14 protein-coding genes are annotated in these 12,435 nt (G+C 68.2%); 7 read left to right on the top strand and 7 right to left on the bottom strand.

The annotated features are described in order from the left end of the window. Positions 1-156: 156 nt before the first annotated feature. Entirely contained in the window at positions 157-513 is a 357-nt protein-coding gene (locus SCNU_RS10685; RefSeq protein ID WP_009679383.1) for a DUF3263 domain-containing protein, read from the top strand. Between the two features lie 10 nt (positions 514-523). Here SCNU_RS10685 and SCNU_RS10680 read toward each other — a convergent pair whose 3' ends face one another. After that, on the bottom strand, positions 524-1,483 hold the full coding sequence (locus tag SCNU_RS10680) for an AraC family transcriptional regulator (RefSeq protein WP_040518213.1): 960 nt from the start codon (positions 1,481-1,483) through the stop codon (positions 524-526). Between the two features lie 145 nt (positions 1,484-1,628). Between SCNU_RS10680 and SCNU_RS10675 the strand changes: the two genes are divergently transcribed. The 4 genes from SCNU_RS10675 (at position 1,629) to SCNU_RS10660 (ending at position 4,571) form a co-directional block, all read left to right on the top strand. Then, a complete protein-coding gene (locus tag SCNU_RS10675; RefSeq protein ID WP_009679381.1) occupies positions 1,629-2,099 on the top strand; it encodes an anthrone oxygenase family protein in 471 nt (156 codons plus the stop codon). Between the two features lie 62 nt (positions 2,100-2,161). Further along, positions 2,162-2,674, top strand: coding sequence for a LytR C-terminal domain-containing protein (locus tag SCNU_RS10670; RefSeq protein WP_139025944.1), 513 nt, complete (start codon positions 2,162-2,164; stop codon positions 2,672-2,674). 131 nt (positions 2,675-2,805) lie between these two features. Continuing rightward, a complete protein-coding gene (locus tag SCNU_RS10665; RefSeq protein WP_009679379.1) occupies positions 2,806-3,414 on the top strand; it encodes a superoxide dismutase family protein in 609 nt (202 codons plus the stop codon). 26 nt (positions 3,415-3,440) lie between these two features. Further along, positions 3,441-4,571, top strand: a complete 1,131-nt coding sequence (locus SCNU_RS10660; protein ID WP_009679378.1) for a glutamate--cysteine ligase — start codon at positions 3,441-3,443, stop codon at positions 4,569-4,571. 134 nt (positions 4,572-4,705) lie between these two features. Here SCNU_RS10660 and mnhG read toward each other — a convergent pair whose 3' ends face one another. From mnhG to SCNU_RS10630, 6 genes are read right to left on the bottom strand one after another with little or no spacing between them, the layout of a single operon-like run. Continuing rightward, on the bottom strand, positions 4,706-5,035 hold the full coding sequence (mnhG, locus tag SCNU_RS10655) for a monovalent cation/H(+) antiporter subunit G (protein WP_009679377.1): 330 nt from the start codon (positions 5,033-5,035) through the stop codon (positions 4,706-4,708). Continuing rightward, a complete protein-coding gene (locus SCNU_RS10650; protein WP_009679376.1) occupies positions 5,032-5,295 on the bottom strand; it encodes a monovalent cation/H+ antiporter complex subunit F in 264 nt (87 codons plus the stop codon). The genes mnhG and SCNU_RS10650 overlap by 4 nt, the downstream gene beginning before the upstream one ends. Beyond that, on the bottom strand, positions 5,295-6,077 hold the full coding sequence (locus tag SCNU_RS10645) for a Na+/H+ antiporter subunit E (protein ID WP_009679375.1): 783 nt from the start codon (positions 6,075-6,077) through the stop codon (positions 5,295-5,297). Before SCNU_RS10645 ends, SCNU_RS10650 begins: the two co-directional genes overlap by 1 nt. Continuing rightward, positions 6,074-7,711: a Na+/H+ antiporter subunit D gene (locus SCNU_RS10640; protein WP_009679374.1), complete on the bottom strand. Its 1,638-nt coding sequence runs from the start codon at positions 7,709-7,711 to the stop codon at positions 6,074-6,076. Before SCNU_RS10640 ends, SCNU_RS10645 begins: the two co-directional genes overlap by 4 nt. Then, positions 7,708-8,358, bottom strand: coding sequence for a Na(+)/H(+) antiporter subunit C (locus tag SCNU_RS10635; protein ID WP_009679373.1), 651 nt, complete (start codon positions 8,356-8,358; stop codon positions 7,708-7,710). Before SCNU_RS10635 ends, SCNU_RS10640 begins: the two co-directional genes overlap by 4 nt. Beyond that, positions 8,358-11,243, bottom strand: coding sequence for a Na+/H+ antiporter subunit A (locus SCNU_RS10630; protein WP_040518211.1), 2,886 nt, complete (start codon positions 11,241-11,243; stop codon positions 8,358-8,360). The genes SCNU_RS10635 and SCNU_RS10630 overlap by 1 nt, the downstream gene beginning before the upstream one ends. Positions 11,244-11,326: 83 nt before the next feature. Between SCNU_RS10630 and SCNU_RS10625 the strand changes: the two genes are divergently transcribed. Continuing rightward, positions 11,327-11,746, top strand: coding sequence for a hypothetical protein (locus tag SCNU_RS10625; protein ID WP_009679371.1), 420 nt, complete (start codon positions 11,327-11,329; stop codon positions 11,744-11,746). A gap of 121 nt (positions 11,747-11,867) precedes the next feature. Continuing rightward, positions 11,868-12,371: a hypothetical protein gene (locus SCNU_RS20035; protein ID WP_009679370.1), complete on the top strand. Its 504-nt coding sequence runs from the start codon at positions 11,868-11,870 to the stop codon at positions 12,369-12,371. Positions 12,372-12,435 lie beyond the last annotated feature (64 nt).

Genomic DNA, 12,435 nt, shown 5'->3' with positions numbered 1-12,435 from the left:
GCCCGACACATCGGATCCGGCTGCGGTGCGTCGCCGGGGAAGCGGCTGCGGATCGTGGTTAGATGTTCGTCGGAACCACACTGATGTCATTCGTCCGCCGGGAGGCTCGTCGCGGACTCGGTGTGGATGCATGGTTCAGCTGTTTGAGGGAGCGAGATGAACGGCGCAACGGCGCGTAGCCCCAAGGGCGACGACCCCACGGCGATCGACGCAGCCCGCGATCAGGCTGCGAACCTCGACCCGCACGAGATGGGCCCGGACGGACTCACCCGGCGGGAACGCGAGATCCTCAACTTCGAACGCCAGTGGTGGAAGTACGCGGGCTCCAAGGAAGACGCCATCAAGGAGCTCTTCAACCTGTCGGCGACCCGGTATTACCAGGTGCTCGGCGCGCTGGTGGATCGACCGGAAGCGCTCGCGGCCGACCCGATGCTGGTGAAGCGGTTGCGCCGACTGCGTGCGTCTCGCCAGAAGGCTCGCGCCGCCCGCCGCCTCGGCTTCGAGATCACTTAGCGCCAGAAGTTCAGGGCCCCGGCACCTCGTCCCGTGCCACGGAGCCGGGGGTACGCCCGACGATGCGGGTGAACGCGCGATTGAACGCCGCCTCTGATCGATAGCCCAGCTGCGTCGCCAGGCCGGCCGCGGTGACGTGCTCCCGGCGGAGGCGCGACTCGGCGATGCTCATCCGCCAGCGGGCGAGGTACGCCATCGGCGATTCGCCGACCGTCTCGGTGAAGCGCACGCTGAACGACGACCGCGACATCGCGGCCACCTGCGCCAGTCGCTCGAGATTCCACTCTCGGCCCGGCTCTGCGTGGATCGCTTCCAGGGCGAGACCGATCCGCTCGTCTCGGATCCCACGGAGCCAGCCGGCGGCGGGCTGCTCGCCCTCGGCGATCCAGGCGCGGATCGCCTGGACCACCAGGATGTCGGCGAGTCTGGTTGCCACGGCCTCGCCGCCGGGCTGGGGGCGGACGAGTTCGCCCGCCATCAGCCGAAGCGTGTCGCGGACCGACGACGCCGCTGCGGGGCTGTCTCCGCTGATCGACAGCACGGTCGGCAGAGTGCGCATCAGTTCACGCGCTGCGGGGTCGTCGAACGAGACGATGCCGCAGATCAGCTGGGCCGTCCGGCCCGATCCGCCGTAGCGCAGCACCGAATACCGGGGGCTCAGGTACTCCTGCGGCAGCAGGTCGACCCGCGGACCGGGACCGGAGTCGAGGTCGCTGAGCAGATCGTGTCCGAGACCGCGGGGCACTAAGGCCAGGTCGCCCGCGCGGAGTTCGACGGGAGGCCGGTCGGCCACGCGGAGCAGGCAGGTCCCCGCCGTCACGACGTGGAAGCTGACGGAGTCGGCGATCGCGGGCATCTGCAGCGCCCACGGCTCGCTCAGTTCCGCCTGACAGTAGAAGGTGCCGCTCATCCGGAGCATGTGCAGCACACGTGCCAGGCGATCTGTACTCGCTCGTCCCGGTGCGTCCATCCGTCAACGATGGCACCGAGATCGCCATTCGTTCGCCACATGCGGACGAATGAGCAAGATATTCGGGATTCTGATCGTTGTTTCGCCGACAGGTGGTTCCTAGCGTTGATGGCAGGAGCAACAGCTTCAGACGAAGGGGAATGTCATGGACGTCAGCAAGACAGTGACCGTGGCCGTGGTGATGAACGGACTGCTGGCGGGGGTCTACTTCGCGTTCGCATGCGCGGTGACTCCGGCGCTCGGCCGCCTCGACGACCGGAGTTTCGTCGAGGCGTTCCGGTCCATCAACACCGTGATCCAGAACGGGTGGTTTCTCACCGTGCTGTTCCTCGCGCCGATCGTCACGGTCGTCGCCGCGGTGCTCGGCGGGGTGCAGCGTCACCCGTCGTTCTGGCTGCTGCTGGCCGCCGCCGTGTGTGCGGTGCTGACCTTCGTCGTCACGGTCGTCGCCAACGTCCCCTTGAACGACGCCCTGGACACCGCGCGGACCGCCACCGCCGGTCAGTACGAGACGGCCCGTTCGGCCTTCGAACACGCGTGGCGGAACTGGAACGTCGTTCGCACCGTCACCGGGGTCGCAGCCCTCGCATTGCTGGCCGCGGCGAAGACCGGCTAGCCGACGCCCGCCACGGTCTGTGGGCGGGCCTCCGTCGTGACCGGTGGGTTAGAGTTGCCGTGATGAATGCTGAGCGAGATAACAACCGTCTTCCGCTGCGTGCGGGTGCCATGCTGCTGTTGGCGATCGCGGTCGTCTGCATCGGTCTCGGCATCCATCAGCTGACCACCACCGGTGAGGATCCCGACGCGGGCCTCAAAGCCGCGGGCCAGAGTGCCCAGGCGGCCGCCGAGTCGGAGAAGCAGGCTTCCACGAGCAAGGCGCCGACGAGCACGACCAAGGCGGCGGCGGACACCTCCGGCGTGCCGGAACTCTGCGTGCTGAACGCGGGCAATGTGACCGGTCTGGCGAGTGAGGTCAGCAAGAGCCTGACCGACGCCGGGTTCACCGTCGGCGAGACCGCGAACCTCAGCACCGCCAGCGTGAGTGAGAACACGATCTTCTACAACCCGGAGCAGGAAGAGGCGGCGAAGAAGGTCGCCGAGGCGGTGCCCGGCGGCGCCGAGCTCAACCCCCGGCCGACCGCGTTCACCCGCTGCCCGGAGGGGCTGGCGGTCGTCGTGGTGAGCCGGTAGCGCGCGGGTCGGGCCCACCCGTCATAATCATTGGCGAACAGTAAACATCAGGGAATACGGCAACAGCCCAAGTGCACGCGAAGCGGACTCCCCGCCCAGCCGACCACAGTGCCGACGACTAAGGAGCACACATGACCGTCCGTAGCACCAATCGCGCTTCGACCGTTCGGGTCATCGCGGCACTGGCCGCCGCGGGCGGCGCAGCCCTCGCCCTCTCGGCCTGCACCCCGAACGAGCAGCCGAGCGACGTTCCGGGCACCACCCCGGCGGTCGTCACCGGTGACCAGGTCAATCCGGCGGACGCCGTGAACGCCGACGGAATCCCGGCGGAGGCCTCCTCCGCCTCGACCACGCTGGTCGGCAAGGACGGCAACCGCGTCGGCTTCGTGAGCTTCTCGCAGGACGGCGAAGCGGTGAAGGTCTCGATCCGGGTGACCGGCGTGAAGCCCGGTGCACACGGCATCCACATCCACACCACCGGCAAGTGCGAGCCGGCGACCGACTTCGCCACCGCGGGCGGGCACTTCCAGGCCGACGGTCACACCGGCAAGCCGGAGTCCGGCGACCTGGCGACCCTGAACGTCCTCAAGGACGGCACCGCCAGCACCTCGACGACCACCGACGCGTTCACCGTTCAGCAGATCCGCGGCAAGGCCGTCATCCTGCACGACCTGGCCGACGGGGGCTCCGAGGCACCGCGTCTGGCCTGCGGCGTGATCTCGCAGACCAGCGGCAACTAGGCGAGACCTGAGGTCCGGGAGTCACGGTGGCCTCTCCGACGGAGATCGCCTTCACTCGCTCGCCGAAGCCGACGCTCGGCGTCGAGTGGGAACTCGCGCTGGTCGACAAGGCCAGCCGGGACCTGTCCAATGCGGCGGATCTCCTGTTCGAACTCGTCGACGCCCGCGCCGGTGACCAGCGCGGCAAGATCCACCGTGAACTGCTCCGCAACACGGTGGAACTGGTCACCGGGGTCTGCACCACCGTCGGACAGGCGATGGACGACCTCGGCGGTTCGCTCGAGGTGGTCCACGCCCTGTGCGACGAGATCGGCATCGACCTCTACGGCGCGGGGACCCATCCGTTCGCGGAGTGGTCGACGCAGCAGCTCTCGGAGGGCCATCGGTACGCGGAGCTGATCGAACGCACCCAGTGGTGGGGCAGGCAGATGCTCATCTGGGGCGTGCACGTCCACGTCGGGATCGACCACCGCGACAAGGTGCTCCCGATCCTGTCGTCGCTGCTCAAGTACTACCCGCACCTGCTGGCGCTGTCGGCGTCGTCGCCCATGTGGGCCGGTCGTGCCACGGGCTACGCCAGCAATCGCGCGATGATGTTCCAACAGCTGCCCACCGCGGGTCTGCCGTTCCAGTTCGAGTCGTGGTCGGAGTTCGAGGGCTTCGCCCGCGATCAGAAGACCACCGGAATCATCGACCATCTCAATGAGATCCGCTGGGACATCCGGCCGTCGCCGCATCTCGGGACCATCGAGGTCCGGGTGTGCGACGGCGTCTCGAATCGCCGGGAACTGGCCGCCATCGTCGCGTTGACGCACTGCCTGATCGTCGACCTGGACCGCCGACTCACCGCGGGCGAGACGCTCCCGCAGATGGCCCCCTGGCTGGTTCAGGAGAACAAGTGGCGCGCCGCCCGGTACGGGCTCGACGCGATCATCATTCAGGACGCCGCCTGCTCCGAGCGGCTCGTCACCGAGGACCTCGCGGAACTGCTGGTGCGGCTGGAGCCGGTGGCCGCCTCCCTCGGCTGCCTCGACGAGCTGGCGACGGTGGGCGACATCGTCGCGCGCGGGGCCAGCTATCAGCGTCAGCAGTCGGTGTTCGAGCAGACCGGCGACATGCGCAGGGTGGTCGACTCGGTGGTCGCCGAACTGGGGTGATGGAGCGGAGCGACAGGTCGAGCCGATTTCCGAGGCCGAAAGCCGAGGCGTCGGTCGAGACCAGGTGAGTCGCGCTGGTTGTCACGGGGGTTTCGACTCGCTGCGCTCGCTCAACCAGCGAGGGAGCGCCCCGCTCAATCCCCGCGCGGCGCCAACTCGTCCTCGTCCAGTACCGTCTTGCCCAGCGCCTGCTCGCGGTAGACCAGCCGCCCCACGCGCTGCGCGACCACGGGCGCGGTGATCAGCGTGAACAGTCCGGTGAGGACCAGCATGCCGCCGTCCGGGTGGCCGTCGAGCTTGATGAAGGCGCCGATCAACACGAGGATCATGCCGAACGTCTGCGGCTTGGTGGCCGCGTGCATGCGGCTGAGGGTGTCGGGGAATCGGACGATGCCGATGGCCGCGGTCAGGGCGAGCAGCGACCCGGTGAGGATCAGTGCGGCGGCGATGATGTCGATGATCACTGCTGGTCGTCCCTCACTCGGAAGCGGGCGACGGCGATCGACCCGATGAAGCCGACCAGGCTGAGCGCGACGATCCCGGGCACCACCGTGGTGTCGGTGGTGTAGGCGACCCACACCGACAGTCCGCAGATCGAGATGGCGACGATCGCGTCGACGCCGACGAGGCGGTCGAGCGTGGTCGGCCCGCGCAGCGTCCGGTACGTGGTCAGGAGGACGGCGGTGAGCAGCATCGTGGCGCTGATGATCCAGACGACGGTCATCACTTCTCCTTCCGCGAGGGATCCTGCTCGGCGACGCGCCGGCGGTCGCTGAACGGTACGTGGTGGTAGTCGTCGTCGATGCCGTGGAACGGGCTGGCGTGCCACTCGTCGTCGCGTTCGAAGGTCTTGATGAACTGGCGCTCCACGTACGCCATCTGCCGGAGGAACTCGTCGATGTACTTCTGCTTGCGCACGTCGAAGACATGGATGTACAGCATGCGCTGGTCCTGGTCGATCTCGACGACCATGGTGCCGGGCACCAGATTGATGTAGTCGACGGCCAGGGTGAGCGTGAGGTCCGACTTGATCGCCATGTGCACGCGGACCACGGCACCCAGCGGCGGGTCGCCGGGTGCGACCGAGGCCCAGGCGACCTGTGCACTGGAGATGAAGAAGTTGTAGATCATCGTCGCGATCAGCTTCAACGCAGCGATCGGGTGGAACCGGCCCTCGACCGGAACGCGGGGCAGCGGTAGCACCACCATCACCAGCAGCGCGATCACGGCGCCGACGACGATGTTGCCCCACGTGATGTCGCCCCACAGCAGTACCCACACGAACGTCAGCCACGCGAAGCCCCAGAGGCGGACGCCGAAATCGCGAAGGGATCCACCGGTCCACGCGGGCGCGTGCAGATTCTCGTTCAGCCACACGTACGACCGCACGGCGGGCCACGCCAGATGGACCAGCGTGACGCGCCACAGATTGCCGAAGAACGCCGCGACCGGACGCTTGCCGACGGGCTTGGCATGCGGGCGATCGGGGAACGGAGCGTTGCTCATCGCTGGCCTCCGTCCGTCGGGTGCGCTTCGTCGGAGTGGTGCAGCACGGTCGAGATGTACTGGCTGCGGTCGAGGACACCGTCGGCGGCGTCGTCGGTGAAGTGGAAGATCTGGCCGCCCCACACGGTCAGTGCGAGGCCGGCTCCGACCATCGCCATGGTCGGCAGGACCATGGCGGGAGGCATGCGTCCGACGTCCTCGCGATCTTCGAGCAGTACGTCGGTGCCCTCTTCGATGAGCGCCGAGGCAGTGCTGGAGGCCATCGAACCCTCGGGTGCATCCGCGCGGGCCCGCCAGAACGCCTTGGTCCAGATACGGGCCATCACGTAGAGCGTGAGCAGGCTGGTGACCACCGAGCCGCCGACCAGGATCCACGCGAGCACCGATCCGTCGGCGGTGCCCGCCTCGAGCAGCGCGACCTTGCCGATGAACCCGGAGAACGGCGGGATCCCGCCGAGGTTCAGCGCCGGGATCAGGAACAGGCCGGCGAGCAGCGGGCTGGCGATGAGTCCGCCGAGTCTGCGGAGCGACGCCGACCCGGCCTGGCGCTCGATGAGTCCGACCACCAGGAACAGCGTCGTCTGCACGAGGATGTGGTGCGCGACGTAGAAGATGGCCGCCGACGTTGACAGCTGCGAGCCGACGGCGATGCCGAAGACCATGTAACCGATGTGGCTGACCAGCGTGAACGACAGCAGACGTTTGATGTCCGACTGCGCGATCGCGCCGAAGATGCCGACCAGCATCGTCAGCAGTCCGGCGACCATCAGGACGTTGTCCATCGAGCCGCCGGGGAACAGCAGGGTGTGCGTCCGGATCAGCGCGTACACGCCGACCTTCGTCAGCAGTCCGGCGAACACCGCCGTCACCGGGGCGGGCGCCGTCGGATAGGAGTCGGGCAGCCAGGTGGACAGCGGGAACACGGCGGCCTTGATGCCGAAGGCGACCAGCAGAACCGCGTACAGGGCGTTGCGTGTGCCGTCCGGGACGTCGTCGAGGCGCACCGCCATCTCGGCGAGGTTGAGCGTTCCGGTGGTCGCGTAGGCGAAGGCGATGCCCGCCAGGAAGATCAGCGACGACACCATCGACACCATGATGTACGACGCGCCCGCACGCACCCGATCGGCGCTCGCACCGAGGGTGAGGAGCACGAAGCTCGCGGCGAGGAGGACCTCGAACGAGACGTACAGGTTGAACAGGTCACCCGCGAGGAACGAGTTGCACACCCCGGCGGTCAGGATCAGGTAGGTCGGCAGGAAGATCGACACCGGCTGCTCGGTGGTGCCGTCGCGGATGCCCTGCCCGATCGCGTACACGACGACGCACAGCAACACGGTCAGCGAGATCACCAGCATCAACGCGGCGAGGCGGTCGACGACCAGGGTGATGCCGAGCGGGGAGCCTGCGATGCCGCGTCCGTCCCAGCCGCCGACGTTGACCGCGAAGGTCCCGTGGCCGCTCGTCAGGTACAGCATCATTCCGGACGCGATGAGGGCGATGCCGATGGCGGTGACGGTGACCGCCCGCTGGATCGTCGGACTGCGGCCGGCGAGCAGGGTGACGGCCGCCGCGAGCAGCGGCACCATGGTCGGGAGGACGATCAGCACGGAGATCCACGATGTCTGCGGGATCATCGGGTCGCCTCCTCGTCGTCGGGCTCGTCGGCGTCCGTGGGCATCTCGTCGCCGTCGTCGGGCAGTTGCTCGATGACGGCCGCGTCCTCCGGCATCAGGTCGGGTTCGTGAACGTTCACGTGGGCGGCGATGAATTCCTCGGCCGTCAACGGATTGCCCCGCTTGTCGAAGAGATCGCCGACGACGGTGTCCGCGCCGGTGGTCGGATCGTCGCTGCGGTCGCGGTCGGGCTGCGTCTGCGGCGTGCCGGTGAGGATCTTGATGTCTTCCTCGTCGTCGCCGAGTTCGTCGTCGGTCGCGACCTCCTGTCCGAGGAGCTTCTTCTCCTCCTCGGCGGCCTGGTTGATCTTGAACAGCCGATACGTGACCGCCAGAACGAAGGCCGCGATGCCGAGGGTGATCACGATCGCGGTGAGGACCATGCCCTGGGCCAGCGGGTCGGTGTCGAAGTTCGGTCCGTTGGTCTCGCGGCCGCGGATCGGGGGATGGCCGGGCGGACCGGACAGCACGAGGATCATCAGGTTGAGCGCGTTGCCGACCAGCAGCAGACCGAACAGCATGCGGATCAGGCTGCGCTCGGTGAGCAGGTAGACGCCGGCGGCAGCCATCGCTCCGACGACGATCAGGAGTCCGAGGTTCACCGACATCACTTCACCTCCTCGGGTTCGGGCGCCGGGGTCGTCGGGGTCGGCGGGTCGACGACGTCGAGCCGGGCGCCGAGGCTGCGCAGGATGTCGAGGACCAGGCCGACCACGATGAGATAGATGCCGAGGTCGAAGAAGAGCGCGGTGACGATGTGGACCTCGCCGAACACCGGCAGATGCATCTCGATCACGGCGGACGAGAGCGCGGGCGCGCCCAGAAACAGGGACACCGCGGCGGTCGTCGCCGAGATCGCCAGACCGGCGCCGAGGATGGTTCCCGCTTCGATGCGCATCGCCTCGCCGAGCTCGTAGCGGCCGCCCGCCAGGTATCGGAGAACCAGGGCCAGGCCCATCACGAGGCCGCCGGCGAAGCCGCCGCCGGGGGCGTTGTGCCCGGCGAAGAAGAAGTACACCGACAGCACGACCAGCGTCGGGAACACCAGCCGGGTGGTGGCCTCGAGGATGAGTGAGCGCTGCGACGGGTCGCGCATCTCGCTGCCACGGAGCCAGGTGGTTCGGCCGTGCGACGGGTCGTCGCCGTTGCGGCGCTCGGCCAGCGCGGACTCGGTGACGCGCGGGACGGCACCGAATCTGCGGCTCCGGAAGACCATGGAGGCGACACCGGTCGCGGCGACGATCAGCACCGAGATCTCGCCGAGGGTGTCCCAGGCGCGGATGTCGACCAGCAGCACATTCACGGCGTTGGCCCCGTGCCCGAACTCGTAGGCGGCGTCGCCGAGGTACACGTGCAGGGGTTCGGTGGAGCGCGCCGCGGCGGCGAACAGACCGATCAGCACGAGCATCGCGCCGAAGGCGACGGCGATCACGATCCGCACGGGCCGGTGACCGGTCCGTTGCTTGGGTGTCGCTTCGGGGGGCAGCTTGCGCAGCACGAGAACGAACACGACCAGCGTCAGACTCTCGACCAGGAACTGGGTGAGCGCGAGATCGGGAGCCCCGTACATGGCGAACAGCGCACCGCAGCCGTAGCCGGTGATGCCGAGGGTCAGCAGGCCCGCCAGCCGATTGCGCAGGACGGCGGTCGCGACGGCCGCGGACACCATCACGAAGCCGATGACGATCTCGTCGGCGGTGTTGAATCCGCTGATGTGCAGTGTCTGCCTGCTGCCGAGGAAGAGGACGGTGACCGGCAGCAGCACCGCGGTGGTCAGGATGACGCCCTGGGTGATCGGCAGCGAGCCGCGCTGGGTGTTCCGGGTGACCCACAGGGACACGGTGTCGGCCGCGCGAAGCGTGCGGTCGTAGATCCGGTCGGCGTTGAGCCGCGGCGGATGGACGAAGACGTGCGCGCGTCGTGCCCGGAGGAACATGAAGAGGCCGGCGCCACCGGCCACCACGATGATGGAGAACACCACGGGCAGACCGAAGCCGTGCCACTGGGCGAGGTGCTCGAGCTCCTCGCCGTATGCGGGCAGGGATTCGGCGTACGGCTCGAAGAGCGAGCCGATCCAGCCGGAGGCGAACGCGGCGATCACTCCGGTCGCGGACAGCAGGGCCGGCGGCACCTGGAACATCACCGCGGGCGGTTCCAGCTGGGCGACGGCGCGCGTCGGCAGATGCCTGACCTTCCGGCCGAAGGCGCCCCACAGGAAACGGGTGGTGTAGGCGAAGGTGATGATCGAACCGACCAGCAGGACCACGTCGACGGTGTGCCGTTGCAGCGGGGAGAGCGCACCGGTGTCCCAGACACTGCCGAACGCCGTCTCCTTCCCCACGAAGCCGAGGGTGAACGGCAGACCGGCCATGCTCGCTCCGGCCACCGCGGCGGTCACCGCCAGGACGGGCAGTCGTTGCCCGAGTCGCGCGAGCTTGCGGATGTCGCGGGTGCCGGTGGACTTGTCGATGATGCCGACGACCATGAACAGGCAGGCCTTGAACATCGCGTGCGCGACCACCATGGCCAGGCCGGCCATCGCCACGTTGGCATCGCCGATGCCGACCAGCACCATCATGAAGCCGAGCTGCGAGACGGTGCCGAAGGCGAGGATCAGCTTGAGGTCCAGCTCTCGCAACGAGCGCCAGCCGCCTAGCACCATCGTCAGCAGGCCGAGCCCGATCACCATGACCTGCCAGCTGACGAGCGGCGCGAAGGCGGGGGCGAGGCGGGCCACCAGGTAGATGCCCGCCTTCACCATCGCGGCGGCGTGCAGGTAGGCGCTGACCGGAGTCGGCGCCGCCATGGCGCCGGGGAGCCAGAAATGGAACGGCACGATCGCCGACTTCGACAGTGCGCCGATCAGCACCAGGATCACCGCGACGTCGATGTAGACGCCGCCGGTCGGCGGGTGCGCGACGAGGTCCGACAGCAGGTAGCTGCCCGTCCGTTCGCCGAGCATGATGATGCCCACCAGCATCGCGAGTCCGCCGAAGGTGGTGACCAGCAAGGCCTGGGTGGCCGCGCGCCGCGACGTCGCACGGACGGCGTTGAAGCCGACCAGCATGAACGACAGGACGGTGGTCGCCTCCCAGAACACGTACATGACCAGGGTGTTGTCGCTGACCACCAGGCTGAACATGGCACCGGCGAAGGCCACCAGCTCGCCGCCGAAGACCGCGACTCGACGGCGCATCTCCTGGAAGTAGTTGGCGCAGTAGACCAGCACCAGTGCGCCGACCCCGAGGATCAGGACCGACATGATCGCCGACAGCGTGTCGAATCGCAGCACGATGTCCATGTCGAGGCTGGGGATCCAGCTGATCGTCTCCGTGCGGGGCGGCTCGCCCGGCGTCGGCCAGTTGGCGGCCACCCATACGAGTCCGGCCGCCGGAGCGAGCGCGAGGACGTAGAAACCGCGTGACCCGAGCGTCTTGATGATCGGTGGTGAAATGAGCGCACTGACGGCCAGGGCGATCAATACCAGGATCAAAATGGCACTCCGACTTGTGTCGAGGACGGGCGGGCGGGGTGTCGTGGTGACGCGAACTTGAGGTCTACCTTACCGTTCTCCCTATGAAGGATTTTCGCAGACTGCTGGCAGCCGCGCTGATCATGGTGTGTGCGAGCACATTCCTCATGGCTTGTGGTTCGGACGACGAGCCGACTCGACCGGGCGTCGCACTGCCGTCGGATTTCCCGGAGTCCGACGTCCCGCTGGTCGACGGGGCGGTGCTCACCGCCTCGGGCGAATCGCCCAAATGGCAGGTCACCGTGCAGGCGAAGGCATCCGACGGAAACGCTTTGACCAATGCGGTCACCGAGCTCACCGACGCCGGCTTCGAGGAGTCCTCGCGAGTCGACGACCCGCAGTCGAAGTCGGTCCTGCTGAGCAAGGACGTCGACGGCAAGCAGATCTGGGTGAACGTCGGATCGTCGCCGACCGCGTCGGCCGGTGCGTCCACGCTGATCTATCAGGTCACCGTCGCCGGATAGGGGCGTTTCGCGGGCTCGGAGGAGATCCGCACGTCGGTCCCAGCGACCTCACAGGGGCCGCGGGTTTCCTCGGTGGTCGACGGCGACGATCGTCGCCACCGGATAAGAGGATCGACCGAGCATGACTGACCCGAACGAACCCCAGCAGCACGACCCGGCGGCCGCGGACCCGCAGGCCCCCCCGCCCCCCGCCGAGCCGATCGCTCCGACCGAACCGATCGTCCCGCAGGCCGACGCCCAGGCCGCCGTGCCCGCACCCGGTGCGCCGGTGCCTGCGGCCGCGGCATCCCAGTCGATCGAGGTCAAGCGCAAGTGGCTGCTCGTCGGATCGGGTGTCGGCGCGTTCGCCTGCCTCGGCCTCGCGTTCGGTCTCGGATACATCACCGGTGACCAGACTGGCGGACACGATCAGGATCACGGCTCCCGCTACGAGCGCGGCGAGGACATGCGCGGTTTCACCGGCGGCGACGGTATGCAGAACCAGTTCGGGCGCGATCAGCGCTGGCGGATGATGCCGCCGGGGTCGCAGAACGGCGATGAGCAGGCGCCGGGACAGCCGGGACAGTCGGGGCAGCAGAACCAGACGCCGGGCACGACCACCGCGACTCCGGGCACGGCGAGCTGACGTCCCGGAAAACACTCATGCCGTTCTGCGTCACCCGAATCGGTGACGCAGAACGGCATGAGCG

The organism is Gordonia neofelifaecis NRRL B-59395, assembly GCF_000192435.1.
Taxonomy (GTDB): Bacteria; Actinomycetota; Actinomycetes; order Mycobacteriales; family Mycobacteriaceae; genus Gordonia; species Gordonia neofelifaecis.
The sequence above is the reverse complement of the archived record's forward strand: the minus strand, read 5'-3'. Positions and strand labels throughout refer to the sequence as shown.

What these genes read in the sequence shown, in the direction of transcription:
- SCNU_RS20035 (WP_009679370.1), top strand. Translation starts at nt 11,868, where the DNA reads ATGACTGACCCGAACGAACCCCAGCAGCACGACCCGGCGGCCGCGGAC.
- SCNU_RS10680 (WP_040518213.1), bottom strand. Translation starts at nt 1,483, where the DNA reads ATGGACGCACCGGGACGAGCGAGTACAGATCGCCTGGCACGTGTGCTG.
- SCNU_RS10670 (WP_139025944.1), top strand. Translation starts at nt 2,162, where the DNA reads ATGAATGCTGAGCGAGATAACAACCGTCTTCCGCTGCGTGCGGGTGCC.
- SCNU_RS10685 (WP_009679383.1), top strand. Translation starts at nt 157, where the DNA reads ATGAACGGCGCAACGGCGCGTAGCCCCAAGGGCGACGACCCCACGGCG.
- SCNU_RS10640 (WP_009679374.1), bottom strand. Translation starts at nt 7,711, where the DNA reads ATGATCCCGCAGACATCGTGGATCTCCGTGCTGATCGTCCTCCCGACC.
- SCNU_RS10650 (WP_009679376.1), bottom strand. Translation starts at nt 5,295, where the DNA reads ATGACCGTCGTCTGGATCATCAGCGCCACGATGCTGCTCACCGCCGTC.
- SCNU_RS10635 (WP_009679373.1), bottom strand. Translation starts at nt 8,358, where the DNA reads ATGTCGGTGAACCTCGGACTCCTGATCGTCGTCGGAGCGATGGCTGCC.
- SCNU_RS10625 (WP_009679371.1), top strand. Translation starts at nt 11,327, where the DNA reads ATGAAGGATTTTCGCAGACTGCTGGCAGCCGCGCTGATCATGGTGTGT.
- SCNU_RS10645 (WP_009679375.1), bottom strand. Translation starts at nt 6,077, where the DNA reads ATGAGCAACGCTCCGTTCCCCGATCGCCCGCATGCCAAGCCCGTCGGC.
- SCNU_RS10675 (WP_009679381.1), top strand. Translation starts at nt 1,629, where the DNA reads ATGGACGTCAGCAAGACAGTGACCGTGGCCGTGGTGATGAACGGACTG.
- SCNU_RS10665 (WP_009679379.1), top strand. Translation starts at nt 2,806, where the DNA reads ATGACCGTCCGTAGCACCAATCGCGCTTCGACCGTTCGGGTCATCGCG.